General features: G+C 70.9%; 27 protein-coding genes. 7 read left to right on the top strand and 20 right to left on the bottom strand.

What is annotated here, in order from left to right; all coding sequences use genetic code 11:
* Nucleotides 1-32: 32 nt before the first annotated feature.
* The 3 genes from ABKA17_RS04730 to ABKA17_RS04720 all read right to left on the bottom strand — a co-directional run bounded on the left by ABKA17_RS04730 (nt 33) and on the right by ABKA17_RS04720 (nt 3332).
* Complete coding sequence (locus tag ABKA17_RS04730; RefSeq protein ID WP_353690537.1) at nt 33-605, bottom strand: GNAT family N-acetyltransferase; 573 nt, start codon at nt 603-605, stop codon at nt 33-35.
* On the bottom strand, nt 583-2826 hold the full coding sequence (locus ABKA17_RS04725) for an MMPL family transporter (protein WP_353690536.1): 2244 nt from the start codon (nt 2824-2826) through the stop codon (nt 583-585). The genes ABKA17_RS04730 and ABKA17_RS04725 overlap by 23 nt, the downstream gene beginning before the upstream one ends.
* 191 nt (nt 2827-3017) lie before the next feature.
* The gene (locus tag ABKA17_RS04720; RefSeq protein ID WP_353690535.1) at nt 3018-3332 is read right to left on the bottom strand and encodes a hypothetical protein; all 315 of its coding nucleotides are present in this window, start codon (nt 3330-3332) and stop codon (nt 3018-3020) included.
* A 140-nt stretch (nt 3333-3472) separates the two neighbouring features.
* Here ABKA17_RS04720 and ABKA17_RS04715 point away from each other — a divergent pair, with 140 nt between their 5' ends.
* A complete protein-coding gene (locus ABKA17_RS04715; protein WP_353690534.1) occupies nt 3473-4276 on the top strand; it encodes an SAM-dependent methyltransferase in 804 nt (267 codons plus the stop codon).
* Between the two features lie 58 nt (nt 4277-4334).
* On the opposite strand, the gene gatB is transcribed toward ABKA17_RS04715, so the two are convergent.
* The 10 genes from gatB to ABKA17_RS04665 all read right to left on the bottom strand — a co-directional run bounded on the left by gatB (nt 4335) and on the right by ABKA17_RS04665 (nt 16164).
* On the bottom strand, nt 4335-5849 hold the full coding sequence (gatB, locus tag ABKA17_RS04710; protein WP_353690533.1) for an Asp-tRNA(Asn)/Glu-tRNA(Gln) amidotransferase subunit GatB: 1515 nt from the start codon (nt 5847-5849) through the stop codon (nt 4335-4337).
* A 15-nt stretch (nt 5850-5864) separates the two neighbouring features.
* A complete protein-coding gene (locus ABKA17_RS04705; RefSeq protein ID WP_031051298.1) occupies nt 5865-6104 on the bottom strand; it encodes a hypothetical protein in 240 nt (79 codons plus the stop codon).
* On the bottom strand, nt 6101-7603 hold the full coding sequence (gene gatA, locus ABKA17_RS04700) for an Asp-tRNA(Asn)/Glu-tRNA(Gln) amidotransferase subunit GatA (RefSeq protein ID WP_353690532.1): 1503 nt from the start codon (nt 7601-7603) through the stop codon (nt 6101-6103). Before gatA ends, ABKA17_RS04705 begins: the two co-directional genes overlap by 4 nt.
* Before the next feature lie 5 nt (nt 7604-7608).
* On the bottom strand, nt 7609-7905 hold the full coding sequence (gene gatC, locus ABKA17_RS04695; RefSeq protein ID WP_353690531.1) for an Asp-tRNA(Asn)/Glu-tRNA(Gln) amidotransferase subunit GatC: 297 nt from the start codon (nt 7903-7905) through the stop codon (nt 7609-7611).
* A 200-nt stretch (nt 7906-8105) separates the two neighbouring features.
* The gene (locus ABKA17_RS04690) at nt 8106-10340 is read right to left on the bottom strand and encodes a putative bifunctional diguanylate cyclase/phosphodiesterase (RefSeq protein ID WP_353690530.1); all 2235 of its coding nucleotides are present in this window, start codon (nt 10338-10340) and stop codon (nt 8106-8108) included.
* Nucleotides 10341-10610: 270 nt separating this feature from the next.
* The gene (gene ligA / locus ABKA17_RS04685) at nt 10611-12803 is read right to left on the bottom strand and encodes an NAD-dependent DNA ligase LigA (RefSeq protein WP_353690529.1); all 2193 of its coding nucleotides are present in this window, start codon (nt 12801-12803) and stop codon (nt 10611-10613) included.
* A 15-nt stretch (nt 12804-12818) separates the two neighbouring features.
* Nucleotides 12819-13820, bottom strand: coding sequence for a methionine synthase (locus ABKA17_RS04680; RefSeq protein ID WP_353690528.1), 1002 nt, complete (start codon nt 13818-13820; stop codon nt 12819-12821).
* A gap of 288 nt (nt 13821-14108) precedes the next feature.
* Complete coding sequence (locus ABKA17_RS04675) at nt 14109-14798, bottom strand: SDR family oxidoreductase (protein ID WP_353690527.1); 690 nt, start codon at nt 14796-14798, stop codon at nt 14109-14111.
* Between the two features lie 26 nt (nt 14799-14824).
* Entirely contained in the window at nt 14825-15364 is a 540-nt protein-coding gene (locus tag ABKA17_RS04670) for an LOG family protein (RefSeq protein ID WP_353690526.1), read from the bottom strand.
* Nucleotides 15361-16164 (bottom strand): class I SAM-dependent methyltransferase, encoded by an 804-nt coding sequence (locus tag ABKA17_RS04665; RefSeq protein ID WP_353690525.1) that lies wholly within the window; start codon nt 16162-16164, stop codon nt 15361-15363. Before ABKA17_RS04665 ends, ABKA17_RS04670 begins: the two co-directional genes overlap by 4 nt.
* 90 nt (nt 16165-16254) lie before the next feature.
* On the opposite strand from ABKA17_RS04665, the gene ABKA17_RS04660 reads away from it, so the two are divergent.
* Both ABKA17_RS04660 and ABKA17_RS04655 read left to right on the top strand, forming a co-directional pair.
* A complete protein-coding gene (locus ABKA17_RS04660) occupies nt 16255-16581 on the top strand; it encodes a DUF427 domain-containing protein (RefSeq protein ID WP_353690524.1) in 327 nt (108 codons plus the stop codon).
* 29 nt (nt 16582-16610) lie between these two features.
* The gene (locus ABKA17_RS04655) at nt 16611-17393 is read left to right on the top strand and encodes an alpha/beta fold hydrolase (RefSeq protein WP_353690523.1); all 783 of its coding nucleotides are present in this window, start codon (nt 16611-16613) and stop codon (nt 17391-17393) included.
* A gap of 82 nt (nt 17394-17475) precedes the next feature.
* Here the strand turns inward: ABKA17_RS04655 and mnmA are convergent, their stop codons facing one another.
* Nucleotides 17476-18603, bottom strand: a complete 1128-nt coding sequence (mnmA, locus tag ABKA17_RS04650) for a tRNA 2-thiouridine(34) synthase MnmA (RefSeq protein ID WP_353690522.1) — start codon at nt 18601-18603, stop codon at nt 17476-17478.
* A 60-nt stretch (nt 18604-18663) separates the two neighbouring features.
* On the opposite strand from mnmA, the gene ABKA17_RS04645 reads away from it, so the two are divergent.
* Nucleotides 18664-19329 carry an N-acetylmuramoyl-L-alanine amidase gene (locus tag ABKA17_RS04645; RefSeq protein ID WP_353690521.1) on the top strand — a complete coding sequence of 222 codons (666 nt, stop codon included), beginning with the start codon at nt 18664-18666 and terminating at the stop codon, nt 19327-19329.
* 177 nt (nt 19330-19506) lie between these two features.
* Complete coding sequence (locus ABKA17_RS04640; RefSeq protein ID WP_353690520.1) at nt 19507-21000, top strand: multicopper oxidase family protein; 1494 nt, start codon at nt 19507-19509, stop codon at nt 20998-21000.
* A gap of 52 nt (nt 21001-21052) precedes the next feature.
* Here ABKA17_RS04640 and ABKA17_RS04635 read toward each other — a convergent pair whose 3' ends face one another.
* From ABKA17_RS04635 to ABKA17_RS04625, 3 genes are read right to left on the bottom strand one after another with little or no spacing between them, the layout of a single operon-like run.
* Nucleotides 21053-22222 (bottom strand): cysteine desulfurase family protein, encoded by a 1170-nt coding sequence (locus tag ABKA17_RS04635; protein WP_353690519.1) that lies wholly within the window; start codon nt 22220-22222, stop codon nt 21053-21055.
* Nucleotides 22223-22273: 51 nt separating this feature from the next.
* Nucleotides 22274-22555 carry a DUF4190 domain-containing protein gene (locus ABKA17_RS04630; RefSeq protein WP_353690518.1) on the bottom strand — a complete coding sequence of 94 codons (282 nt, stop codon included), beginning with the start codon at nt 22553-22555 and terminating at the stop codon, nt 22274-22276.
* Nucleotides 22556-22608: 53 nt separating this feature from the next.
* On the bottom strand, nt 22609-22773 hold the full coding sequence (locus ABKA17_RS04625; protein WP_353690517.1) for a hypothetical protein: 165 nt from the start codon (nt 22771-22773) through the stop codon (nt 22609-22611).
* Nucleotides 22774-22901: 128 nt separating this feature from the next.
* Here ABKA17_RS04625 and ABKA17_RS04620 point away from each other — a divergent pair, with 128 nt between their 5' ends.
* On the top strand, nt 22902-23528 hold the full coding sequence (locus ABKA17_RS04620) for a TetR family transcriptional regulator (protein WP_353690516.1): 627 nt from the start codon (nt 22902-22904) through the stop codon (nt 23526-23528).
* A gap of 76 nt (nt 23529-23604) precedes the next feature.
* Here the strand turns inward: ABKA17_RS04620 and ABKA17_RS04615 are convergent, their stop codons facing one another.
* Nucleotides 23605-23994, bottom strand: a complete 390-nt coding sequence (locus ABKA17_RS04615) for a hypothetical protein (protein WP_353690515.1) — start codon at nt 23992-23994, stop codon at nt 23605-23607.
* Nucleotides 23995-24108: 114 nt separating this feature from the next.
* The gene (locus ABKA17_RS04610) at nt 24109-25107 is read right to left on the bottom strand and encodes a helix-turn-helix transcriptional regulator (RefSeq protein ID WP_353690514.1); all 999 of its coding nucleotides are present in this window, start codon (nt 25105-25107) and stop codon (nt 24109-24111) included.
* A 69-nt stretch (nt 25108-25176) separates the two neighbouring features.
* Here ABKA17_RS04610 and ABKA17_RS04605 point away from each other — a divergent pair, with 69 nt between their 5' ends.
* A complete protein-coding gene (locus ABKA17_RS04605) occupies nt 25177-25755 on the top strand; it encodes a TIGR03086 family metal-binding protein (protein ID WP_353690513.1) in 579 nt (192 codons plus the stop codon).
* Here ABKA17_RS04605 and ABKA17_RS04600 read toward each other — a convergent pair.
* Nucleotides 25748-26602 (bottom strand): thioesterase family protein, encoded by an 855-nt coding sequence (locus ABKA17_RS04600; protein ID WP_353690512.1) that lies wholly within the window; start codon nt 26600-26602, stop codon nt 25748-25750. The genes ABKA17_RS04605 and ABKA17_RS04600 overlap by 8 nt on opposite strands.
* Nucleotides 26603-26629 lie beyond the last annotated feature (27 nt).

Below are 26629 nucleotides of genomic sequence, written 5' to 3'. Positions count from 1 at the left end.
TCGCACCGTACGGACGCAGTCTGAGAGGTCTCTTAATGATCCTTGTGAGCGGCACGCGCGCGTGCCTCACGCCACTCGGGCGCCAGCACCGACCAAACCTCGAGATCGTGCCGCACCCCACGATAGAGCTGTGCCTCGCGGCGGATACCGTCGCGGGTCATTCCGAGCCGCCGGGCCACGTTCAGGCTGGGGGTGTTGCCGGCCGCGGCGACCCATTCGACGCGGTGGATGCCGCGCTGCTCGATCGCGAAGTCGATGAGCACGCGCATCGCGCGGGTGACCAGTCCGCGCCCGGTACCGGCGGGTTCCAGCCAGCAGCCGACCTCGCAGGCGCCCTGCTCGGCGTCGAAGTTGAGGAAGAGCACCCCGCCCACCAGCTTCCCCTCCAGCCACAGGCCGTGCAGGGAGCCGGTGTCGGCGGCGCGCATGTCGGCGTACCGCTGGAGCACTTCGCGGGCGCCCGCCGCGTCCAGCGCCTTGGAGCCGAAGGGGACGTACTGGTTGATGAACTCGCGGCCCCGCTCCAGATGCGCGAGGAACTCCTCGGCGTGCCACTGCTCCAGGGGCCGCAGCTCGACGTCGTCACCCAGCGATATCGCGTACATCCTCGTCCCGCTCCTTCTCCAGCTCCGCCTCGACGGTGTCCGCCACGACGGCGTCCACCCTTTCATGGGCGGCCCGGCGCTCGGGGGGCTCGATGCTGATGCGCGGCATCCGGCGGTCCAGCCAGCCCGGCAGCCACCAGTTGGCGCCGCCGAGCAGGTGCATGAGGGCGGGGACGAGCAGCGTGCGCAGGACGAAGGCGTCGAGGGCGACGGCGGCGGCGAGCGCGATGCCGAACATGGCGATCACGCGGTCGCCGCTGAGGACGAAGGCGAGGAAGACCGAGATCATGATGACCGCGGCGGAGTTGATCACCCGGCTGGTCTCGGCGAGGCCCACCCGGACGGCCCGCCGGTTGTCGCCGGTCTCCAGCCACTCCTCGTACATCCGGCTGACCAGGAAGACCTGGTAGTCCATGGAGAGCCCGAAGAGCACGGAGACCATGATCACAGGGAGGAAGGGCTCGATGGGGCCCGCCCGGCCGAGGCCCAGGAACTCGCTCCCCCAGCCCCACTGGAAGATCGCGACGACGATCCCGAAGGCGGCGGCGACCGCGGCGACGTTCATCGCGGCGGCCTTCAGCGGGATGCCGACGGACCGGAAGGCGAGCAGGAGCAGCAGACAGCCCAGGCCGATGACGACCCCGACGAACAGGGGCAGCTTGCCGACGATGACCTCGGCGAAGTCGTCGTACGAGGCCGTCACCCCGCCCACCCGGATGTCGAGGGAGGTGCCGGTCTCGGCGCGCGGCAGCACCTCGGAGCGCAGCCGGTCGACCAGGTCGCTGGTCTTCTGGGACTGCGGGGACGAGGTCGGGACGATGGTGAAGTACCCGGTGTCGCCGGCGCTGTTGTAGGTGACCGGCGTGGCCGAGGCGACGCCCTCGGTGGTGCGGATGGTGGCGTCGAGGTTGTCGAGGAGCAGCTTGTCCTCGGCGCCGTCGACCGGGGTCACCAGGGTGAGCGGGCCGTTGACGCCGGGGCCGAAGCCGTCGGCGAGGAGGTCGTAGGCCTGGCGGGTGGTCGAGGTGCTGGGGTTGTTGCCCTGGTCGGAGGTGCCGAGGTGGAGCCCGAGGGTGGGCAGGGCGAGGACGGTCATGACGACCAGGGCGACCGCGCCGAGCAGCTTGGGGTGCCGTTCCACGAACGCCGACCAGCGGGCGGCGAGCCCGGTGGGGAGCTCCGGCTGGGGGCCGTGCTCGTCCAGGTGCCGCCGCTCGCGCCGGCTCAGGGCGCGCATGCCGATGAAGGAGAGCAGGGCGGGCAGCAGGGTGACGGAGGCCGCGACGGTGAGGACGACGGTCAGCGAGGCGGCGATCGCGACGCCGTTCAGGAAGCTCAGCCGGAGGATCAGCATGCCGAGCAGGGCGATGCAAACCGTGGCACCCGCGAAGACGACCGCCCGTCCGGTGGTGGCGACGGCGTTGGCTATGGACTCGTCGACGTCCAGCCCGCGTTTCAGCCCGCGCCGGTGCCGGGTCACGATGAACAGGGCGTAGTCGATGCCGACGCCGAGCCCGATCAGCATGCCGAGCATGGGGGCGAAGTCGGCGACGGTCATGGCGTGCCCGAGCAGCACGATCCCGGCGTACGCGGTGCCGACGCTGACCAGCGCGGTGGCGATGGGCAGCAGCGAGGCCGCGAGCGAGCCGAACGCGAGGAACAGCACGACGGCGGCGACGATCACACCGACCGCCTCGGCGAGGTGCCCGCCCGCGGACTCGGTGAGCGCGATGGCGCTGCCGCCCAGCTCCACCTGGAGCCCGTCGCTCTCGGCGGCCTCGGCGGTGGTGACGACGGCCTGCGCCTCGGCCTTGTCGATGTTCTCGGCCCGGTCGTCGAAGGTGACGGTGGCGTACGCGGTACGGCCGTCCTCGCTGATCTGGGCGGCGCCCCGGTCGTCGTACGGGCTGACGACGGCGGCGACTCCCGGGAGGTCGGCGATCTCGTCGAGGGTCCGGTTCATGGTCTGCTCGACGGCGGAGGCGCGGACCGTGCCGGAGGTGGTGTGCCAGACAACGGTGTCGCTGTCGCCGCCGAGGTCGGGGAAGCCCTCCTGGAGCAGCCGGGTGGCCTGGCCCGACTCGGTGCCGGGGACCTCGTAGTCGTTCGAGTACGCCGAGCCGGTGGCCGCGGCGGCCGCGGTCACCCCGCCGAAGGCGAGGAGCCACAGCAGTACGGCGACGAGGCGGCGCTGGACACACCAGCGTGCGAGGGCTGCCACGAATCGTGCTCCCGGGTGAATTTGTGGATCTTTGACCGGGAACAGTCGTCCATGGTGTGAACGGCCCGCAAAGAACGCATGAGCAATGCGTGGTCCACTCTTGCAGCCAGAAGTGATCGTTTATGCCGTTCGTGGGTTTATTCACAGGAGTGCGAGGCAGATCACAGGACAGTAACGGTCACTCTGTCACATCAGTCGAACTGGTCGCCCAGCGCCATCACCATCACGCCGACGATCAGCAGCCACAGCGCTCTGCGGGTGCGCCCCCGGGAGCCTAGGACCGCCGCGAGCGCGCACACCAGGGCACCGAAGGCGTAGGCGGCCGGGACGAGGCCGGGAGCGGCGCCGCTCAGCCGGAGCGTCGACGCCGCGAGACCCGCGAGGGCCAGCAGCGTCCCGGTGCCGGAGGCCGTCCAGCGGGCCCGCCGGGCATCCAGCAGCTGGTCGTCGTACTCCTCGTGGTCCTCCCGTATGTCGGATGGCTCGGAATTCCCATGTCCGTTCATGGCGCGGGAGCGTAGCGTGTCCGGCTGAGAGATCCCGGGCCCGTCCGGCCCCCGACCCAAGCAGGTGCGTTGTTTGAGCGTCCGACCGAGCTCCGCCGTATCCCTTTTCGTCTCTCAGGACTCAAGGAGCCCGTTCACCGATGTCAGACATCACCGCGAGGATCTCGGATGAGGACCTCACCCGGCGGCTGACCCACGCCCGCTACCCGCGCAGCAACAGCTACGACGTCCGCTGGGTCGTCGAGAACCAGATGGGCCCGAACGCGCTGTGGCTGCTGGAGTGGCTGGCGCCCGCTCTCGGCCTGGACACCCTGCGACCCTGCGCCCGCGTCCTCGACCTCGGCTGCGGCCGGGCGATGACGTCGGTCTTCCTGGCCCGGGAGTACCACGCCCAGGTCACCGCGGCCGATCTGTGGGTCGCGGCCGACGAGAACGCGCGCCGCATCGCCGAGGCCGGCTTTGCCGACCGGGTGCTGCCCGTGCACACCGAGGCGCACGACCTGCCGTTCGCCGAGGCGAGCTTCGACACGATCGTGAGCATCGACGCCTACCAGTACTTCGGCACGAACGATCTGTATCTGCCCACGCTGACCCGCCTGTTGAAGCCGGGCGGGCGGATCGGGATCGTCGTACCGGCGGTGCGGGAGGAGATCGAGGGCGTCGAACCGCCGGAGCATCTCAAGGAGTACTGGGAGCCCGACTGGTGGTGCTTCCACTCCGCCGACTGGTGGCGCCGCCAGTGGACCCGCAGCGGGGCCGTCGAGGTCGAGACGGCCGACTGGCAACCGGACGGCTGGAAGGACTGGCTGTTGTGGTGCGAGGTCGTCGCCGAGGAGAGCCCGGAGGAGTTCCATCGCGCGATGGCCCGACGGGTGGGCGAGGCGGTACGCGCCGATCAGGGCCGGGCGCTGGGTTTCGTACGACTCGTAGGACGCCGAAAGTGAGCAGGTAAGCCTATGGCCCCGGAGGTACTGCCTCCGGGGCCATACGCGCCTGAGAGCGTCAGCCCTCGCTGACGCCCAGCTTCTCCAGGATCAGCTCCTTGACGCGGGCCGCGTCGGCCTGACCGCGGGTGGCCTTCATGACCGCGCCGACCAGGGCGCCGGCCGCGGCGACCTTTCCGGAACGGATCTTGTCGGCGATGCCCGGGTTGCCGGCGATGGCCTCGTCGACGGCGGTGCCGAGGGCACCCTCGTCGGAGACGACCTTCAGACCGCGCTTGTCGACGACCTCGTCCGGGGTGCCTTCGCCCGCGAGGACGCCTTCGATGACCTGACGGGCCAGCTTGTCGTTGAGGTCGCCCTTGGAGACGAGCTCGGTGACCCGCGCGACCTGCGCCGGGGTGATCGCCAGCTCGTCGAGGGCCTTGCCCGACTCGTTGGCGCTGCGGGCCAGTTCGCCCATCCACCACTTGCGGGCGGAGGCCGCGTCGGCACCGGCGTCGATCGTGGCGACGATCAGGTCCAGCGCACCGGCGTTCAGGATCGCCTGCATCTCGGTGGCCGAGATGCCCCACTCCGCGAGGAGCCGGTTACGGCGAACCAGCGGCAGCTCGGGAAGCGCGGCCCGGATCTCCTCGACCCACTCGCGCGAGGGGGCCACGGGGACCAGGTCCGGCTCCGGGAAGTACCGGTAGTCCTCGGCCTCCTCCTTCACTCGGCCCGAGGTCGTGGACCCCGTGTCCTCGTGGAAGTGCCGGGTCTCCTGGATGATCGTCCCGCCGGACGACAGGACGGCCGCGTGCCGCTGGATCTCGAAGCGGGCCGCGCGCTCCACGGACCGCAGCGAGTTGACATTCTTCGTCTCGGAGCGCGTACCGAACTTCTCACGGCCGTGCGGGCGCAGCGACAGGTTCACGTCGCAGCGCATCTGCCCCATCTCCATGCGGGCTTCCGAGACGCCGAGCGCCTTGATGAGCTCGCGCAGCTCACGGACGTACGCCTTGGCGACCTCGGGAGCGCGCTCGCCGGCGCCCTCGATCGGCTTGGTGACGATCTCGATGAGCGGGATGCCGGCGCGGTTGTAGTCCAGCAGCGAGTGCGAGGCGCCGTGGATACGGCCCGTCGCGCCGCCCACGTGGGTCGACTTGCCGGTGTCCTCCTCCATGTGGGCGCGCTCGATCTCCACGCGGAAGGTCTCGCCGTCCTCCAGCTGCACGTCGAGGAAGCCGTTGAAGGCGATCGGCTCGTCGTACTGGGAGGTCTGGAAGTTCTTCGGCATGTCCGGATAGAAGTAGTTCTTCCGGGCGAAGCGGCACCACTCGGCGATCTCGCAGTTCAGCGCGAGACCGATCTTGATCGCCGACTCGACGCCGATCGCGTTGACGACCGGAAGCGCGCCGGGCAGGCCGAGGCAGGTGGGGCAGGTCTGCGTGTTGGCGTCCTGACCGAGCTCGGTCGAACAGCCGCAGAACATCTTGGTCTTGGTGCCGAGTTCGACATGGACCTCGAGGCCCATGACGGGGTCGTACGACGCGAGAGCGTCCTCGTACGACACCAGGTCGGTCGTGGTGGTCACGGTGAAACTTCCCTCTCAGCCCAGCAGGACGTCGTCGTCGCCCAGCCGCTTCAGTTCGCGGTACAGGACCGCGAGGCCGGTGACGACGGCGACGGCGGCCACGGTGGCGTCGATCAGAACCAGCGTGTCGCTCTCGGCGCGCGCCTTCTTGAGCCGCTTGGCGACACCGATGGCGCCGAACGCCGTGGTGGCGATGGACAGGTACGTACCGGACTTGGACTTCTTGAAGTCCTTCGCCTTGGTCAGCTTGCTCACAGCGACGGTGCCTCCTCGAGGAGCGGGTGCCCCCACTTTTCCACGAAGGCGGCCTCGACGGCGGCGCCGACCTTGTAAAGACGGTCGTCCTTCAGCGCCGGAGCGATGATCTGGAGGCCGACCGGGAGGTTGTCCTCCGGGGCGAGCCCGCAGGGCAGCGACATGGCCGAGTTGCCCGCCAGGTTGGTCGGGATGGTGCACAGGTCGGCGAGGTACATCGCCATCGGGTCGTCGGCACGCTCGCCGATCGGGAAGGCGGTGGTGGGCGTGGTGGGAGACACGATCACATCCACCTGCTCGAACGCCTTCTCGAAGTCGCGCGTGATGAGCGTACGGACCTTCTGGGCGCTGCCGTAGTACGCGTCGTAGTAGCCGGAGCTGAGCGCGTACGTGCCGAGCATGATCCGGCGCTTCACCTCGGGGCCGAAGCCCGCCTCACGGGTGATCGACGTGACCGCCTCGGCCGAGTTGGTGCCGTCGTCGCCGGTACGCAGGCCGTAGCGCAGGCCGTCGAAGCGGGCGAGGTTGGACGAGCACTCGGAGGGCGCGATGAGGTAGTACGCCGACAGGGCGAGGTCGAAGGACGGGCAGTCCAGTTCGACGATCTCGGCGCCCAGCTCCTTGAGGAGGGCGACGGACTCGTCGAAGCGCTGGATGACACCGGCCTGGTAGCCCTCGCCGCGGAACTGCTTGACGACGCCGACGCGCATGCCCTCGACGCTGCCGTTGCGGGCGGCCTCGACGACGGGCGGGACGGGCGCGTCAATGGAGGTCGAGTCCAGCGGGTCGTGCCCGGCGATGACCTCGTGCAGCAGCGCCGCGTCCAGGACCGTACGGGCGCAGGGCCCGCCCTGGTCGAGGGAGGAGGAGAAGGCGACCATGCCGTACCGCGAGACGGCCCCGTACGTCGGCTTGACGCCGACCGTGCCGGTGACGGCGGCCGGCTGGCGGATCGAACCGCCGGTGTCGGTGCCGATGGCGAGGGGCGCCATGTGCGCGGCCAGCGCGGCCGAGGAGCCGCCACCGGAGCCGCCGGGGATCCGGGTGAGGTCCCAGGGGTTGCCGGTCGGGCCGTAGGCGCTGTTCTCGGTGGAGGACCCCATGGCGAACTCGTCCATGTTGGTCTTGCCGAGAATGACGACGTCAGCGGCCTTGAGCTTCTTGGTGAGGGTGGCGTCGTACGGCGGAATCCACCCTTCCAGGATCTTCGAACCGACGGTCGTCGGGATGCCCTCGGTGGTGAAGATGTCCTTCAGCGCGAGAGGGACGCCGGCGAGCGGGCCGAGCTTCTCGCCGCGCTCACGCTTCTCGTCGACGGCGCGGGCCTGGGCCAGCGCGCCCTCGCGGTCGACGTGCAGGAAGGCGTGCACCTTCTCGTCGACGGCCTCGATACGGGCCAGGTGGGCCTCGGTGACCTGCACGGCCGTGAGCTCACCGGAGGCGATCTTCGCGGCGGTCTCGGCGGCGGTCAGCTTGATGATGTTGACGTTGTCCGTCATGGCGATTAGTCCTCCCCCAGGATCTGCGGCACCTTGAAACGCTGCTGCTCCTGGGCCGGGGCGCCGGAGAGCGCCTGCTCGGGGGTGAGCGACGGACGTACCTCGTCCGCCCGCATGACGTTCGTCAGCGGGAGCGGGTGCGAGGTCGGCGGTACGTCTTGGTCGGCGACCTCACTGACGCGTGCGACCGCGCCGATGATGTCGTCCAGCTGTCCCGCGAAGTGCACCAGCTCTTCGGGCTTCAGCTCCAGACGCGCCAGCCGTGCGAGGTGGGCGACCTCCTCGCGCGTGATGCCAGGCATGCAGCGATCCTCTGGGGTGAGTGTGTGTGGTTTGGGGCCAATCCTATGGGGCGAGTGCCTCTGGCCGTTAAACGGATTCGGCGGGGGGTGCCTGGAGAGGCCGGTTGGCGGCTGCGGCGCCATCGTGCGCTTGTCGCGCCCGCGCGGCGGAGCCGCACATGGATACAGCCCCGCGCCCCTGAACGGCCCCTACGGGCCGTTCATTCCGCTGCCGGCAACGCTGCCCTCGGCCTCTGCCAGCCCCGCGAACCCCGCGCCCGCAACCACGCCGTCGCCTCCTCCGCCGGCATGGCCGCCGCGACCAGCCAGCCCTGTACGGCGTCGCAGCGCAGGTCCCGCAGTCGCTCCCAGGTCTCGTCGTCCTCGACGCCCTCGGCGACGACGAGCAGGCCCAGGGAATGGGCGAGGTCGACCGTGCAGCGCACGATCTCGGCGTCCTCGGTGTCGACGGCCAGCCGGGCGACGAAGGACCGGTCGATCTTCAGCTCGCTGAACGGCAGACGGCGCAGATGGACCAGCGAGGAGTAGCCGGTGCCGAAGTCGTCCAGGGACATCTTCACGCCGTGCCCGGTCAGGCCGGCGAGGGTGTCGGCGGCGCGCTGCGGGTCCTCGAGCAGCACATGCTCGGTTATCTCCAGCTGGAGCGAGCCCGCGGGAACGCCGTGCCGGGCCAGCCGGGCGGCCACCGAACCGGCGAAACCGGGGGTGTGGACGTCACGCGGGGAGACGTTGACCGCGACCGGGACGTGCAGGCCCTGGGCCCGCCATACGGCGACCTGGGCGAGCGCGGTGTCGAGGACGTACTCCGTGAGGTGCGGCATCAGCCCGGAGGACTCGGCTATGGCGATGAACTCGTCCGGCGGCACCTTCCCGCGCTCCGGGTGCACCCAGCGGACCAGGGCCTCGAGGCCCGCCACCTGTCCGTCGAAGCGGACCTTGGGCTGGTAGTGCAGTTCGACCTCGTGCGCGTCGAGGGCCCTTCTGAGGTCCCCCAGCAGTCCCAGCCGGTCAGGGGTGTTGGAGTCCCGCTTGGACTCGTAGACCTCGACGCCCGTACGGTCGCGCTTCGCCTGGTACATCGCCACGTCGGCCCGGCGCAGCAGCCCCTCGGCGTCCAGGGCGTGGTCGGGGAAGACGGCGACTCCGGCGCTGGCCTCCAGCACGAGGGTGAGTCCGTCGAGGTCGAGCGGGGAGCTGAGGGCCGCGACGAGACTGCGGGCGACGCGGGTCGCGGACGTCGTGGAGTCGGCGACGGGCAGTAACACGGCGAACTCGTCACCGCCGAGCCGTGCGGCCTCCGCCCCGCGCGGCAGGGCCCGCTGGAGCCGGTCGGCTATCTGGAGGAGCAGCCGGTCGCCGGCCAGGTGGCCCAGGGTGTCGTTGACCGAACGGAAGCGGTCGAGGTCGATGAGCATCAGGGCCGACCGGGCGCCGATGCGTTCGGCGTCGTCCAGAGCGGTCCAGATGCGTTCCAGCAGCCACTGCCGGTTGGGCAGCCCGGTCAGCGGGTCGCGCAGCTGCTCCTCCGCCCGGGCCCGGGCTATCCACAGGGTGGAGTCGAGGGCGATCAGCGGAATGGCGAACAGGGGCAGCAGCACCGGCTTGGCGACGGCGACGACGCAGACCAGCGGTGCGATGCCGAGCAGCGCGACCGCGACCAGGCCCTGTCTGAACAGGGCGGTACGGGCCACGGTGGGCAGGCCGCCGGCGCGCGGGGCGTGCAGGTACCACAGCAGGGTGCGGGTGACGGCGAGGTAGGCGGCCGCTACGAGGATCACCTCGGGGGCCGTGTAGAGCGTCCAGGTGTCGGGGTTCCAGGGGTTCTCGACCGACGGGATACGGCCGAAGGCGGCCAGTACGAGGGCGCCGGCCCCGATGCCGAGGATGTCCACCGCGCCGTGCAGGACGCCCTGCCGCCAGCGGTGGCGCCTGGCTATGCCGACCAGGACGACGACGGTGAGGCTGACCATGCCGGCGGGCACCCAGCCGTACAGCATCAGCACGGCGAGGGTGAGGGCGGCGCCCGAGCCGGTGCCGCCCCACCAGCGGGCGCGGCCGAGCGCGACCAGGTGGCCGACGATGACGCCGGTCAGCACGGCCAGGGCCCAGCCGACGGTGCCGGACGGGAAGAGCGCGTGGCTGCCGGTGAAGGCCCGGTAGAACCCGGCGCCGAGGACGAACCCGGCCGCCGCGACGACCGCGGTGGGCAGCGCGGGCCAGGACAGGTGCCGCTCGGGGCCGGTGCCCGGCAGCGCGTGGGTGCGCTCGGCGGTGAGGGGCACCGGGATACGTTCGTCCACCGCGGTGTACGGTCCGGTGACGCGCGCCTCCTCGCCGGGACGCGCCGCTGACCGCGTCGCCCGCAGGCTCCCCCGCCAGGCGGCGGTCAGCCGGCGCAGCCGTGAGTCCGGGGCGGCGCTCTCGGTCGGTTCCATTCCCGTCCCTCTCACAGCCGGCGGTGCCCACGCCACGCGGCCCGTTGCCCGACAAACCCTCTACGGCGCCGCGTTGGAAAGCCCTTCCCCCTGCTCCTGAGGAGCAAGGGGTTGCCCCAACCGCAGCTGGGCACGGCAGGCGCACATCTCAACAGTAGGCCGCAGACGGCTTCCACGGGCAGCGGTCGTCGACGGTTGCCCGAATGCGCCCCGGCCACCCGTATGCATCTGGTATGCGCCGATCGGGTGGCCTTCAACCGCTGCTCCGCCCTACTCCTCGGTCGGTAGCGCGACTTCGGCGGCCGCCTCGGGGCCCTGTTCCAGCAGGACGTCGAAGCCGTCCTCGTTCAGAACCGGCACCTTCAGCTGCATCGCCTTGTCGTACTTCGAACCAGGATTGTCACCCACAACGACGAAAGACGTCTTCTTCGAAACCGAACCGGTCACTTTCGCACCCCGGCTTTGCAGCGCCTCCTTGGCTCCGTCACGGGTGTAGCGCTCCAGGGTGCCGGTGACGACGACGGTCAGGCCCGCCAGCGGACGGGGACCCTCGTCCTCGCCGGAGCCCTCCTCCTCCATGCGGACACCGGCGGCCCGCCACTTGCGGATGATCTCGCGGTGCCAGTCCTCGGCGAACCACTCCTTGACGGCGGCGGCGACGATCGGGCCGACACCGTCGGTGTTCTTCAGCTCCTCCTCGGTCGCCTCGTCGATCCGCTCGATCGAGCGGAACTCGCGGGCCAGCGCCTCGGCGGCGACCGGGCCGACGTGCCGGATCGACAGGCCGGTGAGAAGGCGGGCCAGCGGGCGTTCCTTGGCCGCGGAGATGTGCTCCAGCATCGCGACCGCGTTCTTCTTCGGCTCGCCCTGCTGGTTGGCGAAGACCGTGGCGATCTTCTCCTCGCCCGTCTTCGGGTCGCGCTTGGGCAGACCGGAGTCCTGGTCGAGGACGTACGCCTTGATGGGCAGCAACTGCTCGATGGTGAGGTCGAACAGGTCGCCCTCGTCCTTCAGCGGCGGCTCAGCGGGCTCCAGGGGCTGGGTGAGGGCCGCGGCGGCGACATACCCGAAGTGCTCGATGTCCAGCGACTTGCGGCCCGCCAGATAGAACAGGCGCTCCCGCAACTGGGCGGGACAGCCCTCCGCGTTGGGGCAGCGGAGGTCGATGTCGCCCTCCTTCATCGGCCTGAGAGGGGTCTCGCACTCGGGGCACTTCTCCGGCATGACGAACGGCGTCTCGCTGCCGTCGCGCAGGTCCGCCACCGGACCGAGGATCTCCGGGATGACGTCACCGGCCTTGCGGATCACCACGGTGTCGCCGATCAGCACGCCCTTCGCCTTGACGACGTCCTGGTTGTGCAGGGTGGCGAACTCGACCTCCGAGCCCGCGACCGTGACGGGTTCGACCTGGGCGTACGGCGTGACACGACCGGTGCGACCGACACCGACCTTGATGTCGATCAGCTTGGTGTTCACCTCTTCCGGCGCGTACTTGTACGCGATCGCCCAGCGCGGGGCGCGTGCCGTGGAGCCGAGCCGGCCCTGGAGGCGGATCTCGTCCAGCTTCACGACGGCGCCGTCGATCTCGTGCTCCACCGAGTGCCGGTTCTCGCCGAAGTACGCGATGAACTCCCGTACGCCGTCGAGGTCGTCGACCACCCTGTTGTGCTTGGCGGTGGGCAGACCCCACTCCTTGAGCAGGTCGTACGCCTGGGAGAGGCGCGTCATGCCGTCGAAGCCCTCCAGGGCGCCGATGCCGTGGACGACCATGTGGAGCGGGCGGGTGGCGGTGACGCGCGGGTCCTTCTGGCGCAGGGAACCGGCCGCCGCGTTGCGCGGGTTGGCGAACGGCTTGTCACCGGCCGCGACCAGCCGGGCGTTGAGCCCCTCGAACTTCTCCATCGGGAAGTAGACCTCGCCGCGGATCTCCACGAGGTCGGGCACCTTGTCGCCGGTGAGCCGGTCCGGGATCTCCGCGATGGTCCGGACGTTGGGCGTGATGTCCTCGCCCGTGCGGCCGTCACCGCGGGTCGCCGCACGGACGAGACGGCCGTGCTCGTACGTCAGGTTGACGGCGAGGCCGTCGACCTTCAGCTCGCACAGGAGGTGGTAGTCGGAGGTACCGACGTCCTTGGCGACGCGCTCGGCCCAGGCGACCAACTCCTCGTCGCTGAAGGCGTTGTCGAGGGAGAGCATGCGGGAGCGGTGCTCGACGCTCGTGAACTCCGTCTCGTACGCCCCCGCCACCTTCTGCGTCGGCGAGTCCGGCGTGCGCAGCTCGTCGTACTGTTCCTCCAGCGCTTCCAGGGACCGCAGGAGTTTGTCGAACTCCGCGTCGCTGACGACCGGGGCGTCGTTCACGTAGTACCGGAAGCGGTGCTCCTCGATCTGCTCAGCGAGCTTCGCGTGCTGCTCCCGTGCCTCCGCGGGCACCGTCGTCTCCGCTTGCTTGTCGCCGGCCACCGTGTTGTCCTCCCGTTACTCTGGGTTGTCCGCGAGGGATCTCGCCGCCTGGGCGCAGTGGGCGAGAGCCTTGCGCGCGTACCCCGGGGAGGCCCCCGCGAGTCCGCACGCCGGAGTGACCGTGACCGCCTCCGCGAGAAGCCCCGCATGCAGTCCCAACCTGCGCCACAGCGTCCTGACACCCATGACGCTACCGGCAGGGTCTGACAATGGGCCGTCCGTGCCCGGTACGACACCTGCGAAGAGCCGGGTGCCGCTCTCCACCGCCTCGCCGATCGCGTCGTCGTCACGCTCGGTGAGGAGGCCGAGGTCGAAGGAGATCGCCGCCGCGCCCGCCCGGCGCAGCAGGGCGAACGGGACGTCCGGTGCGCACGAGTGGACCACGACGGGGCCGTCGCCGTGAACCCCGACGACGTCGCGGAGGGTCGCCTCGACGATCTGCCGGTCGACGGCCCGATGGGTCCGGTAGCCGCTGGCGGTCTTGATCTGTCCGCGGAGTACGGCGATGAGGGAGGGTTCGTCGAGCTGGAGGACGATCCGGGCGCCGGGGATGCGGCGCTGTACTTCCGCGAGGTGCTGGCGCAGGCCCTCGGCGAGGGAGCCCGCGAGATCCCGGCAGGCGCCGGGGTCGCCGAGAGCCGCCTCGCCGTTCTTCAGCTCCAGTGCGGCGGCGAGGGTCCAGGGCCCGACGGCCTGCACCTTGAGCTGCCCCTCGTATCCCTGGGTGAACTCCTCGATCGCGTCCAGGTCCTCGCCCAGCCAGGACCGGGCTCGTTTCGTGTCCCGTCCCGGGCGGTCCCCGATCCGCCATCCGCTGGGCTCCACGCGCGCGTACAGCTCCACGAGCATTCCGGCGGTCCGTCCGATCATGTCCGCGCCGGGTCCGCGCGCGGGCAGCTCGGCGAGGAACGGGAAGTCCTCGAAGGAACCGGTGGCGGTCTTGGCGGCCTCCCGGGCGTCGCCGCCGGGCAGGGAGCCGACGCCGGTGGCGGGGGCGAAGGTGAAGTCTGCGGTCACCTGGTGAAGCCTACGTAGGTGTGGAAGCGGAGGTGTCGGGGCGTCCGCTGCCTTTCCTCGCCCCCGCCGCCCCTACCCATTCCCATCCTCCAGGGGCTGCCGCCCCTTCGACCCCGCTTCCAGGGGGCGCTGCCCCCTGGACCCCCGCTCCTCAAACGCCGGAGAGGCTGAGAAACCCAGCCCGTCCGGCGTTTGAGGACGAGGCCCCTTCAGGGCCGAAGCGGGGGTCCGGGGGCGCAGCCCCCGGGATGGGACGGGTAGGGGCGGCGGGGGCGAAAAAAGTCTGGCTCAGCGACCCGGGCGGACCGTCAGGTCGTTGATCTCCGCGTCCCTCGGCAGGTCGATCGCGGTCAGGATCGCCGTCGCCACCGACTCGGGGTCGATCCACCGCGACGCGTCGTACTCCTTGCCCTCCTGCTGGTGGACCTTGGCCTGCATGGGGCTGGCGGTACGGCCGGGGTACACCGAGGTGACCCGGACGCCGTTGCCGTGCTCCTCGTGGCGGAGCGAGTCCGCCAGGGCCTTGAGGCCGTGCTTGGACGCCGCGTACGCGGACCAGTCGGCGTGCGCGTTGAGCCCGGCGCCCGAGTTCACGAACACCACGTGGCCCTGAGAGACCCGGAGTTGGGGCAGGAAGTGCCGGGTCAGCTCCGCCGGGGAGATCAGGTTGACGTTCAGCTGGTGGCGCCAGGTCTTCGGGGTGAGGTCGCCCACCGGGCCCAGGTCGACCACGCCCGCGATGTGGAGAAGCGAGTCGACCCGGTCGGGAAGCGACTGGTGGGAGAAGGCCCAGGACAGCTTGTCCGGGTCGGACAGGTCGCCGACGAGCGTCCGCGCCCCGGGGAACTCCGCCGCCAGCTCCTTCGCCCGGCCCGCGTCACGGGCGTGCAGCACGACCTCGTCCCCACGCGCGTGCAGACGGCGGGCCACCGCCGCGCCGATGCCCGAACCCGCCCCGGTGATCACATGTGTAGCCATGCCGCCATGCTCGCATCACCCGCGGGTCACTCGATGCCCTGGCTCTCCTCCAGGTACGCGAGCGCCCCCACCGGCTCCTCCGCGAAGAACACCAGGTCGGTCAGCGGAAGCGGCAGGAAGCCCTCGTCCTCCATGCGCCGGAACTGTTGCTTCAGGCCGTCGTAGAAGCCCGCGGTGTTGAGCAGGACCACCGGCTTGTCGGTGTGGCCGTGCTTCTTCAGCTCCAGGATCTCGGTGGCCTCGTCGAGCGTGCCGGTGCCACCCACCATGATCACGACCGCGTCGGCCTTCTCCAGGAGCAGCCTCTTGCGTTCGGCGAGATCCTTCGCGATCACCATGGCGTCGACGCCCGGGCGGACCTTGGCGGACAGGAACTCGACGGAGACACCGACGAGCTTGCCGCCCGCCTCCTGCACGCCGTCCGCGACGACCTTCATCAGGCCCACGTCAGAGCCGCCCCACACCAGCGTGTGGCCACCCTTGCCGAGCAGTTCCGCGAACTCCCGCGCGGGACGGGTGTAACGCTCGTCAAGGTCGGCGGCCGAGAGGAAGACGCAGATGTTCATGGACCCACCGTACGGGCCCGCTCCGACATCACGGTCAGGCGGATCTTGGACTGCCGGTGCGGCAGCCGCTCCCAGTCGTCCATGAACCGCGCCTTGAGGCCGTGGCGGGCGGCGAGGGCGGCCAGGGTCCGCGTCCGGTAGTAGAAGTCCTCGTGCAGCACCTGGTGTTCGCGGCCCTCGGTGCGGTTGAAGGTGAGGTCGAAGAAACCACCGGGCGCGAGGATCCGGCCCACATGCGCGAAGCACTGCTCGACGACCTGCCGGGGCGAGTGCGAGAACACGCTGTGCGCGTGCACGACGTCGAAGTACCCGTCGGGCAGGAACTTGAAGGTCAGGTCGTCGACGAGCGCCAGATGCGGCAGCCGGGGCTGGAGATGTTCGCGTACGAGGGTGTCCTGGGCGGCGAGCAGGATGGCCGGCGAGATGTCGATGCCGTAGTAGTGGCCGGTGTCCAGGTGGCCGATGAAGAGGCGGCCCGCGCGGAGGTTCCCGCAGCCGATCTCCAGCATGTGGTGCTCCGGTCGCAGCCCGTGGCCCAGCAGGTAGTCGAACTGCATCCGGCCGAGCTGCGCCCAGCGTTCCGGAGAGGGGTTGTGTCCCACGGCGGCCTCGGGGCTGCGGGCGGCGTCGGCGGCCATCACCGCGCGGTAGTAGGCGATGTGCCCGGGGTGTCGCATACGCAGCCAGGCGTCCCGCGCGGCCCGCCGGGTGTGGGCGGGCACCCGCTCGGGGTGGCGCAGGGCGTAACGGACCCGGTGGACGAGGTTCTGGCGGTCTCTGGACAGATCTGTGGCCCCCATGAGGACCTCCTGACAGAAGCGGACCGGGGAAGAACTCAGGCCCAGCGTGCGCTGCACCTCCACAGACGGCTACCCCGAGGAGGCACGATCGTGACCGCTGGACACCGCATCACTGTCGAGAAGGGCACCGAGCACGTCCGCGTCGTCCACGGATCCCAGGTCCTCGCGGAGACCGAACGCCCGCTCGTACTGCGCGAGACGGGCTCTCCCGTGCGCTACTACATCCCCGCCGAGGACGTACGCCTGGACCTGCTGACACCGTCTGACACCCACACGTACTGCCCGTTCAAGGGCACGGCCTCCTACTGGTCGCTGCCGGACGCGGCCGACCTCGTCTGGGCCTACCCGGACCCCAAGCCGGAGGTGGCCGAGATCAAGGACCACCTCTGCTTCTACGAGGTGACGGTCCTCGATTAGTTCCCCGGCGCGCGGCAGTCTTCACAGGCATGGACAAGAAGACTCTCTCCCGTGACGGCACCCCGATCGCGTACGAAAGCAGCGGTGAGGGCCCCACAGTGATCCTCGTGAGCGGCGCGATGTCGACGGGTGGCACGGTGGCGCCGCTGGCCGTGCCCCTGTCGGACCGGTTCCGGGTTCTGGTGTACGACCGCCGGGGCCGCGGCGAGAGCGGTGACACGGCGCCGTACGCGGTGGAGCGCGAGGTCGAGGACCTCGCGGCGCTGATCGAGGTGGCAGGCGGCGAGGCGTGCCTGTGCGGGATCTCCTCGGGCGGGGCGCTGGTACTGCGGGCGGCGGCGAGCGGGCTGCCGCTGCGCCGGGTCGCGGTGTACGAGACGCCCTTCGCGGACTTCTCCGAACACGGCGCGAAGGAACGCGCGGAGTACACCGAGAACCTCACCGCCGCGCTCGGCGAGGGCCGGCGGGGCGACGCGGTCGAACTGTTCCTCCGGCTCGTCGGCACGCCCGACGAGATGATCCGGGGCGCCCGCCAGTCGCCCATGTGGGGCGGCATGGAGGCCGTGGCACCGACACTGGCGTACGACAACGCCGTCCTGGGCGACGGTCTGGTGCCCCGGGACCGGCTGGCCTCGATCGCCGTCCCGGTGCTGGCCGTCGCGGGCGACGCGAGCCCCGACTGGATGCAGGCGGCCACCAGGGCCGTCGCGGAGGTGGTACCGCAAGGGTCGTACCGGAGCCTGGCGGGTCAGACCCACATGGTGGATCCGAACGCCCTGGCCCCGGTGCTCGCCGAGTTCTTCGCGCCCTGAGCTCAGGAGACCCGGAGCTCAGGAGACCCGGAGCTCAGGAGACCCGGAGCTCAGGAGACCCGGAGCTCAGAGCGCCCTGCACTCAGGCCGTGGCGCCCGCCGTCGCGCGCGTGGTCGAGGCGATCGTCGCCGAACCCACCACGCGCGTGCCGTCGTACAGCACGATCGCCTGGCCGGGGGCGACCCCGCGGACGGGCTCCGTGAAGGACACCTGGAGCTCACCGTCGACCAGTTCCGCGCGGACCTCGGTCTCGCCGCCGTGGGCGCGCAGCTGGGCGGTGTAGGTGCCGGGGCCGGTGGGGGCCGCGCCGCACCAGCGGGGCTTGATCGCGGTGAGGCCGGTGACGTCCAGGGAGGCGGCCGGGCCGACCGTCACCGTGTTGTCGACCGGCGAGATGTCCAGGACGTAGCGCGGCTTGCCGTCGGCGGCGGGCGTGCCGATCCTGAGCCCCTTGCGCTGGCCGATGGTGAAGCCGTACGCGCCCTCGTGGGTGCCGATCTTCGCGCCGACCTCGTCGACGATGTCGCCCTCCGCCTTGCCGAGCCGGTTCGCGAGGAAGCCCTGGGTGTCGCCGTCGGCGATGAAGCAGATGTCGTGGGAGTCGGGCTTCTTGGCCACCGCGAGGCCCCGGCGCTCGGCCTCGGCGCGGATCTCGTCCTTGGTCGTCACGGTGTCGCCGAGCGGGAAGAGCGCGTGCGCGAGCTGCCTGTCGTCCAGGACACCGAGGACGTACGACTGGTCCTTGGCCATGTCGGAGGCGCGGTGCAGTTCGCGGGTGCCGTCCTCACGGACGATCACCTGGGCGTAGTGGCCGGTGCAGACCGCGTCGAAGCCCAGCGCGAGCGCCTTGTCGAGCAGGGCTGCGAACTTGATCTTCTCGTTGCAGCGCAGACACGGGTTCGGGGTGCGGCCGGCCTCGTACTCGGCGACGAAGTCCTCGACCACGTCCTCGCGGAAGCGGTCGGCGAGGTCCCAGACGTAGAACGGGATGCCGATGACGTCGGCGGCGCGGCGGGCGTCGCGGGAGTCCTCGATGGTGCAACAGCCACGCGCGCCCGTGCGGAACGATTGCGGGTTCGCCGAGAGGGCGAGGTGGACACCGGTCACGTCATGGCCGGCTTCCGCGGCGCGGGCGGCGGCGACGGCGGAGTCCACACCGCCGGACATGGCGGCGAGGACACGGAGGGGGCGCTGCGTGGAGTGAGTCATAACCCTTCCAGGGTACGGGGGCGCGGGAACCGGAGCCGCCGGATATCCGTTGACGATCACATGGGGGCGAGAAGAGCATCCGAGGACGGCGACCGGCGCATCGGCCGGCGCGCGCTGATCGTGGGCGGAGCGGCCGCCGCGGTGGGCACGGGTGTGCTGGCCCGGGACGAGCTGGCGCGCCTGTGGTGGCGTACGCCCGGCGTGGAGAAGCCGCGCAAGGAGGGCGAGGTCGACTACACCGGTGCGCGCTGGGTCGCGGCCTCCGACGCGAACTGGCGGCGCGCGGACCGGCCCGACGACTACGGCATAGACATGGTGATCATCCATGTCACCCAGGGCAGCTTCGCGAGCGCGGTGAAGGCCTTCCAGGACCCCGGGCACCAGGCGGCCGCGCACTACATCGTCGGGCGGAACGGCCGCGTCACGCAGATGATCCGCGAGCTCGACGTGGCGTACCACGCGGGCAACCGCGACTACAACGAACGCAGTGTCGGCATCGAGCACGAGGGCTTCGTGGACCGGCCCGAGGACTTCACGGACAAGATGTACGAGGCCTCGGCGCGTCTGGCGGCCCGGATCTGCGCGCGCTACGACATACCCGTGGACCGCGAGCACATCATCGGCCATGTCGAGGTGCCGGGCACGGACCACACCGACCCCGGCGAGGACTGGGACTGGGACCGGTACATGAAGCTCGTACGGCAGGCGCGTACGGCCCTGGCCTGATAAGAGTTCCGGCGGTGGAGATCCGCCCGACATGTTCCTGCCGCCGGCCGTGACCTGCACTCTCCAACTTGGCTTTTCTTCAACGGAGTTGAGTCTCACAGCGGTCGCACGGCGTCCCCGGCCGGCTCCTGGACTCAGCCCAGCGCTTACACAGCTCTTACCTCGAGTCTCCAGCCCATGACACACAGCGCAGAGCCCGACAAGGGCGTCAAGGGCAAGGGTCTGCACCGGCGCAAGTTCCTCGGCGGTATGGCCGGGGTGGGCCTGGGAGCCGTGGCCGTGGCGGGAGCGAGCTTCCCCCTGCTGACCGAGGGCACCCGCAGCAAGGCGGCCGCGGCGGACGGCACGCTCACCGTCCCGGACCTGCTGGAGGGCACCGCCTCCGACGGCACCACCACCTACACCCTGGAGGCACGGACGGGCACCGGCGAGGTGCTCAGCGGCGTCACCAGTACGACGGCCGGCTACAACCAGTCCTACCTCGGCCCGACCATGAAGTGGACCACCGGCGACACGGTCCTGCTGAACATCACCAACAGCCTCGGCGACGACACCACCGTCCACTTCCACGGCGCGCACATCCCCGCCGAGATGGACGGCGGCCCGCAGAACGCCTTCGCGGACGGCACCACATGGTCGCCGACCTTCGAGATCCTCGACGAGGCCAAGACCCTCTGGTACCACCCGCACGCCCTGGGCACCACGGCGGAGCAGGTCGTCCACGGTCTCGCCGGGATGATCATCGTCGAGGACGACTCGGACGTCTCGGCCGCGCTGCCCAGCGAGTACGGCGTCGACGACATCCCGATCATCCTGCAGTGCCTGGCCACCGACAGCGCAGGTGACATCAAGTACGACCTGACCGGCTACCTGTCCAACGGCCTGAGCTTCCCGGTGCTGTGCAACGGCACCAACGTCGACTCGGCCACCCTCGGGTTCACGGCCACCAGGACCCGCACCCGGTTCCGGGTGCTCAACGCCTCCCCGTCCGACATCATGACCGTCCAGCGCTCCGACGGCGGCACGCTCACCCAGATCGCCACCGACCAGGGCTATCTGACCGAGGCCGCCGAGGTGACGTCGATCCGGCTGGTGGCGGGCGCCCGCGCCGAGTTCGTCCTGGACCTCTCCGACGCGGTCACCCTCCAGACGGTCGTCACGACCGGCTGGGTGCGCGGCGGCAGCGGGACGTACGACTTCCTGACCGTGACGCCGGACGCCTCGGACACCCCGGACGACCTGCCCGCCACCCTCAACACCATCACCCGGTACGACACGACGGACTTCACCGCCCGCACGATCACACTGGGGCAGTCGGGGCTCAGCATGACCATCAACGGTTCGGTCGGCACGACCATGGCCGCGATGGCGGAGATCATGACGACGCTGGACGTCGAGGAGATCTGGACGATCACCAACAGCACCCAGCTGGAGCACTCCTTCCATCTGCACGACGTGCCGTTCCAGCTGATCGAGATCAACGGCGAGGAGCCCACCGGGGTCGACCTGGGCTGGTTCGACACCTACGAGGTGGTCGGCGGCGGCTCCATCAAGATCGCGATGAAGTTCACCGACTTCGCCGACGACACGTACATGTACATGCTCCACTGCCATCTGTTGCAGCACGAGGACGAGGGCATGATGGCGGCCCTCATGGTGATGACCGGCTGAGTCCACCGGTCCCGGAGTCCGACCGGTCCCGGAGTCTCCCGCACTCGTGCGGCTAGGTGAGTCCCGCCGCGCGGGCGCGTTCCACCGCCGGGCCGATCGCCTTGGCGACCGCCTCGACGTCGGCCTCGGTGGAGGTGTGGCCCAGCGAGAAGCGCAGGGTGCCGCGGGCGAGGTCGGGATCGGTGCCGGTGGCGAGGAGGACGTGGCTGGGCTGGGCGACGCCCGCGGTGCAGGCGGAGCCGGTGGAGCACTCGATGCCCTGGGCGTCCAGCAGGAGGAGCAGGGAGTCGCCCTCGCAGCCGGGGAAGGTGAAGTGGGCGTTGGCCGGGAGCCGGCCCCCCGGGGCGGGGTCGCCGCCGAGGATCGCGTCCGGGACCGCTGTACGGACCGCTTCGACCAGGGCGTCGCGCAGGGCGCCGATCTCGCGGGCGAACCACTCGCGTTGCTCGGCGGCGAGGCGGCCGGCGACGGCGAAGGAGGCGACGGCGGGGACGTCGAGGGTGCCGGAGCGGACGTGGCGCTCCTGGCCGCCGCCGTGCAGGACGGGGACGGGGGTGTACTCACGGCCCAGCAGGAGGGCGCCGATGCCGTACGGACCGCCGACCTTGTGGCCGGAGACGGTCATCGCGGCGAGGCCGGAGGCGGCGAAGTCGACGGGAACCTGGCCGTAGGCCTGGACCGCGTCGGCGTGCAGCGGGACGCCGAACTCTCCTGCCACGTCGGCCAGTTCACGGACCGGCATGATCGTGCCGATCTCGTTGTTGGCCCACATCACGGTGGCGAGGGCGACGTCGTCGGGGTCGCGGGCGATGGCCTCGCGCAGGGCGTCGGGGTGGACGCGGCCGTACGTGTCGACCGGGAGGTACTCGACCGTGGCGCCCTCGTGTTCGCCGAGCCAGTGCACGGCGTCGAGGACGGCGTGGTGCTCGACGGGGCTGGCCAGGACGCGGGTGCGGGCCGGGTCGGCGTCGCGGCGGGACCAGTACAGGCCCTTCACCGCGAGGTTGTCGGCCTCGGTGCCGCCGGAGGTGAGAACGACCTCGCTGGGGCGGGCGCCCAGGGATTCGGCGAGGGTCTCGCGGGCCTCCTCGACGGTGCGCCGGGCGCGGCGTCCTGATGCGTGGAGGGAGGAGGCGTTGCCGGTGACGGCCAGCTGTGCGGCGAGTGCCTCGACTGCCTCGGGAAGCATCGGGGTCGTCGCGGCGTGGTCGAGGTAAGCCATGGTGAGCCGATTCTACGGGCCCGGTGGCTCGGCCTCGTGTCCGGTCCCGGGCTAGAAGCTCCAGGACACCGTGCTGTCCATCTGCATGAAGGCGACCAGGACGAGCAGGTCGGCGACGCCCAGTCCGAGGCCGAGGAAGGCGCGGCCACGGCGGGCGGTGCCCCGCCACAGGGCCACCGAGGCCAGGGCGATGGCGATCGGGCCGAGGAAGACGTTCAGGACGAGGAGGCCGACGAGGCCGAGGATGAAGGAGGCCACGGCCATGCCGTCGGCGTCGCGGACGCCGCTGCTGCGGGTGGTGGCCTGGGTGTCGGCTCGGGCGGTGAGCTGCATGGTGATCAGTCCCCTGGGACGGTCGGGTCGATTGGGTCGGGTGAGCCGGCGGGTCAGCCGGCCGAGGTGTGCCGGCGGGCGTGCCGCTCGCGGAGCGCGAAGATGCCGAGCCAGGCGGCGATCACGGCGGCGGCGACGGCGGTGAAGGCGAACGGCGCGTGGGCCACGGTGCCCAGCACAGCGCCGAAGAGCAGAAGTGCGGCGACGAGGAACAGCATGGGACGGATCCCCCTCCGAGGTGCGTTACGTTTGGGTGAACAGTTGTAGTAACAGTTGTTCACTGACCACAGAGTCTAGCGCGCCCCGACGACTTCTCAATTCCAGAGAACAGTTGTTTACTGATGACATGAGTCACACCCTCGGCATCCGGCAGGCCCAGAAGCAGAAGACCCGACAGGCGCTCCTCGACGCCGCGTTGGGGCTGCTGGAGGAGCAGAGCCTGAGCAGTCTCGGCCTGCGCGAGGTCACGCGCGCCGTCGGTGTCGCGCCGACCGCCTTCTACCGGCACTTCCGCTCCACCGCCGACCTCGGTGTCGCCCTCGTCGAGGAGGCGCTGGGCAGCCTGCACCCGATGATCCGCACCACGGTCGCCGCGGCCGACACCGCCGACGAACGGATCGTGCGCGCCGTCGAGTTGATCGCCCACCACGTGGCCACGCACCCGGCCCACGTCCGCTTCATCGCCCGTGAGCGGCACGGCGGGGTCCAGCCGGTGCGGGAGGCCATCCGGGGCCAACTGGCCCGGTTCGCCGAGGAGGTGAAGGAGGAGCTCGCCAAGGACCCGGAGTCCGAGGGCTGGAGCGACGACGACCTGCTGATGCTGGCGAACCTCTACGTCGACCAGATGCTGATCACCGCCTCCCTGTTCCTGGAGGCACTGGAGGCCTCGGAGCAGGAGCGGGAGCGGGTCCGGCAGGTCGCCACCAGCCAGATGCGGCTGATCAGCATCGGCCGGGACCACTGGCGCGGCTGAACCGCACCGGCCGTAACGCCCAGGGGCGGCACCCCCGTTCACCGGGAGTGCCGCCCCTGTCGTACGACGTGGCGGGTCAGCTCTTCGTGGCCGACTCCGACGGCTGCCCGCTCGGGGCGCCGCTCGGCGCCGCGCCACCACCGCCGGGACCACCACAGCCGCCGCCCTGGCCGCCACCGGGACCGCCGCCCTGACCGCCACCGCCGGGACCGCCGCTGGGCACACCGCTGGGCATGCCGGAGGGCGCACCGGACGGCTGGGCCGTGCCGTTGGGGGTGGGCGCGCCCGACGGGGCGCCGCTGGGCATGTCCGACGGGTTGCCGCCCGGCGCACCGGACTGACACGACTGCTGCCCGGAGTTGCCGCTGTTCGAGGAGGACGAAGAGTCGCCCGAGCCACAGGCCACCAGGGCGAGGGGCGAGAGCGCCAGCAGGGCCACTGCGGGGACGAGACGCACACGCTTCATGAGAGACAACTCCAAGAAGGATGAGGGAGTTCTGAGGGCTGGAACTCAATCAACGCGGCTTGGGGCTTCCTTGAGTGATCACTGTCCCCGGCCTGTGCGCAGGGCAAAGACCGCCTAAAGGCCCCCGTCTGACCTGCCGTTTCCCCCGGCTCCGTCGCCTGCTCCCTGGTACAGGTCCGTGACAGAGGCGGCCGCCCGGAGCAGTTCCTCGCGCACTTCGGGCGGCGAGAGCACCTCGATCCGGTCGGAGAACTGGAGCAGTTGGCGGGCCTCGCCCAGCACGCCGTACGACAGCCGGGCGGTCACCCACTCGCCCTCGCCCTCCGGAAGGCCGGTCAGCCAGGGGCCGTTGAGCCGGAGGAACAGGTCGAGTCGGTCGCGCCGGACCCGCACGACGACGTCGATCCCGCCGGGACGTTCCTCGACCTCGCGGCGCAACGCCTCCCAGGCGTCGGCGAGTTCGACACCCGGCCGACGCCGGACAGGGTCGTCGAGGACGGTCGCCGTACGCACCCGGTCCGCGCGGAACAGCCGCGGCTTCGCCCGCCGGTCGGCGACCAGGTACCAGACACCCGCCTTGGCGACGAGACCGTAGGGGTCGACGGTGTACGTCCGTGGCTCGCGCTGCCCGCTGTGCCGGTAGCGCAGCCGCAGCCGGCGGTCGGCGAAGACCGCGTCCTGGAGGACGTCCAGGTCGACGAGCGGCCGGGGTCCGCCCTGCCAGCGGGTGGCGTCGACCAGGATGCGGCGGGAGACGACCTCGGCGGCGGGGCGGTGCGGGGCCGGGAGGGCAGCCATCACCTTGCGCAGCGCCGAGCCGAGCGCGGCGTCCAGGCCGAGGGCGGCGTGGGCGCCCTGTGCGGCGAGGACGAACAGGGCGCGGGACTCGTCGGCGGTCAGCCCGGTGACGTCCGTACGGAAGCCCGCGAGGAGTTCGATGCCGCCGTGCCGCCCGCGTTCGGCGTAGACGGGGACGCCCGAGGCGGACAGCGCCTCGATGTCGCGGTAGATCGTGCGTACGGACACCTCCAGGCGGTCCGCGAGTTCGTGCGCGGGGACGCGGCCGCGGGTCTGTAGGAGCAGCAGGATCGACAGCAGGCGGTCGGATTTCACCCTCACAGCATCGCTCGCGCGGGGAAGCCTCCACCAAGAGCATCCGTAAGTACGCAGAGAGGACCGGCCATGACCGACCCGCGCCCCCTGTTCACCCGCGCCACCACCCAGGCCGCCGCGGTCATCGCGACCGTGCGGCCCGAGCAGCTGGACGGGCCCACGCCCTGTACCGACTACGACGTCCGCACGCTGCTAAGCCATGTCGTCGGCGCGCTCACGAGGATCTCGGTGTGCGGGGAACGCGGGGACGGGCTCGACGTACGGATGTTCGTGGACGGCATCGAGGACGACGGCTGGCCACGGGCCTACGACGGCGTCAGGACCCGGGTGCTCGCGGCGTGGGCGAGCGACGAGCGGCTGGCGACGCCGGTGCGGGTGCCCTGGGGGGAGGTCCTGGGCCGGGACGCGCTTCCCCTGTACGTCATGGAGGTCGTGACGCACACCTGGGATCTGTCCGAGGGGCTCGGTCGGCCGCTGGGGCTCGACCCGGAGCTGGCCGAGTACTCGCTCGCCACGGCACAGGCCGCTCTCCCCGCCGGTGACTCACGCGAAGGACGCCCCTTCCGGCCCGCCGTACCGGCCCCCGAGGCGGCCGACTCCTACGGCCGGTTGGCGGCCTGGCTGGGGCGGGAGCCGCTGCTCAGCTGAGCCTGGCGCGGGCGAGCTGGCGGGACTGGGCGACCAGCCGGTCCGCGCTGTCCCAGACCTCGGCGTCCTCCTCGAGGAAGCCGTGGGCGAGGTTGCGGGTGGTGATGGAGACGCGGAGGGGGCCCGGGGCTGGACGGCAGCGGACGTGGACCGTCAGCTCGACCGTGGGCACCCAGCCCTTCAGACCGATCTCGAAGGCGGTGGGCGGGAGGGCGTCGACCGCGAGCAGCAGGGAGAAGGGGTCGGCGTCCCGGCCGTCGGCGAGACCGAACCAGGCCCGCATCTCGCCCTTGCCGGAGGGGGCGCCGAGGGCCCAGCCCAGGGTCGAGGGGTCCAGCTTGAGCATCAGGCGGTCGGCGATGGCGGAGCTGCCGTCGACCGGGGCCGGCCCGTCTTCGGGACCGAAGCACTGGTCCATCGGCGGGAACGCGGGCGGCTTGGCCGTCGTACGGACGTCGTCGGGCAGCGCGTCCAGGTCGCCGTAGGACGCCAGGACGCGGATGCGCTCGATCTCGTTGCCCTGCTCGTCGTACTGGAAGAGCGAGGCCTGGCCGGTCGACAGGGTGCGGCCGGTACGCACCAGGTCGGTGCGGACGACCGCCGGGCCCGGCTGGGACGCCGTCAGGTAGTGCGCGGAGATCGTGAACGGGTCGGCGTGCGGCAGGGCGTCCGCGAGGGCGCGGCCCAGGACGGCCAGAAGGTAGCCGCCGTTGACGGCGCTGATGATCGTCCAGCCGGCGGAGAGGTCGATGTCGTAGACGCCGGGTTCGCGGCGGGTGAGCGCGGTGTCCCGGTCGAACTCGCTGTCGCCGATCGTGGCCTGCGTGGCGGTAGCTGCTTCTGGCATGGCTGAACGCTACAACAGATAACTACT

The organism is Streptomyces sp. RG80, assembly GCF_040446465.1.
GTDB lineage: Bacteria > Actinomycetota > Actinomycetes > Streptomycetales > Streptomycetaceae > Streptomyces.
The sequence above is the reverse complement of the archived record's forward strand: the minus strand, read 5'-3'. Positions and strand labels throughout refer to the sequence as shown.

Bases quoted from the DNA above. Each gene is read 5' to 3' on its own strand.
- ABKA17_RS04730 (WP_353690537.1), bottom strand. From the start codon at position 605: ATGTACGCGATATCGCTGGGTGACGACGTCGAGCTGCGGCCCCTGGAG.
- ABKA17_RS04720 (WP_353690535.1), bottom strand. From the start codon at position 3,332: ATGAACGGACATGGGAATTCCGAGCCATCCGACATACGGGAGGACCAC.
- ABKA17_RS04715 (WP_353690534.1), top strand. From the start codon at position 3,473: ATGTCAGACATCACCGCGAGGATCTCGGATGAGGACCTCACCCGGCGG.
- gatA (WP_353690532.1), bottom strand. From the start codon at position 7,603: ATGACGGACAACGTCAACATCATCAAGCTGACCGCCGCCGAGACCGCC.
- gatC (WP_353690531.1), bottom strand. From the start codon at position 7,905: ATGCCTGGCATCACGCGCGAGGAGGTCGCCCACCTCGCACGGCTGGCG.
- ABKA17_RS04690 (WP_353690530.1), bottom strand. From the start codon at position 10,340: ATGGAACCGACCGAGAGCGCCGCCCCGGACTCACGGCTGCGCCGGCTG.
- ABKA17_RS04675 (WP_353690527.1), bottom strand. From the start codon at position 14,798: ATGGCTACACATGTGATCACCGGGGCGGGTTCGGGCATCGGCGCGGCG.
- ABKA17_RS04670 (WP_353690526.1), bottom strand. From the start codon at position 15,364: ATGAACATCTGCGTCTTCCTCTCGGCCGCCGACCTTGACGAGCGTTAC.
- ABKA17_RS04665 (WP_353690525.1), bottom strand. From the start codon at position 16,164: ATGGGGGCCACAGATCTGTCCAGAGACCGCCAGAACCTCGTCCACCGG.
- ABKA17_RS04655 (WP_353690523.1), top strand. From the start codon at position 16,611: ATGGACAAGAAGACTCTCTCCCGTGACGGCACCCCGATCGCGTACGAA.
- mnmA (WP_353690522.1), bottom strand. From the start codon at position 18,603: ATGACTCACTCCACGCAGCGCCCCCTCCGTGTCCTCGCCGCCATGTCC.
- ABKA17_RS04645 (WP_353690521.1), top strand. From the start codon at position 18,664: ATGGGGGCGAGAAGAGCATCCGAGGACGGCGACCGGCGCATCGGCCGG.
- ABKA17_RS04640 (WP_353690520.1), top strand. From the start codon at position 19,507: ATGACACACAGCGCAGAGCCCGACAAGGGCGTCAAGGGCAAGGGTCTG.
- ABKA17_RS04635 (WP_353690519.1), bottom strand. From the start codon at position 22,222: ATGGCTTACCTCGACCACGCCGCGACGACCCCGATGCTTCCCGAGGCA.
- ABKA17_RS04630 (WP_353690518.1), bottom strand. From the start codon at position 22,555: ATGCAGCTCACCGCCCGAGCCGACACCCAGGCCACCACCCGCAGCAGC.
- ABKA17_RS04625 (WP_353690517.1), bottom strand. From the start codon at position 22,773: ATGCTGTTCCTCGTCGCCGCACTTCTGCTCTTCGGCGCTGTGCTGGGC.
- ABKA17_RS04620 (WP_353690516.1), top strand. From the start codon at position 22,902: ATGAGTCACACCCTCGGCATCCGGCAGGCCCAGAAGCAGAAGACCCGA.
- ABKA17_RS04615 (WP_353690515.1), bottom strand. From the start codon at position 23,994: ATGAAGCGTGTGCGTCTCGTCCCCGCAGTGGCCCTGCTGGCGCTCTCG.
- ABKA17_RS04605 (WP_353690513.1), top strand. From the start codon at position 25,177: ATGACCGACCCGCGCCCCCTGTTCACCCGCGCCACCACCCAGGCCGCC.
- ABKA17_RS04600 (WP_353690512.1), bottom strand. From the start codon at position 26,602: ATGCCAGAAGCAGCTACCGCCACGCAGGCCACGATCGGCGACAGCGAG.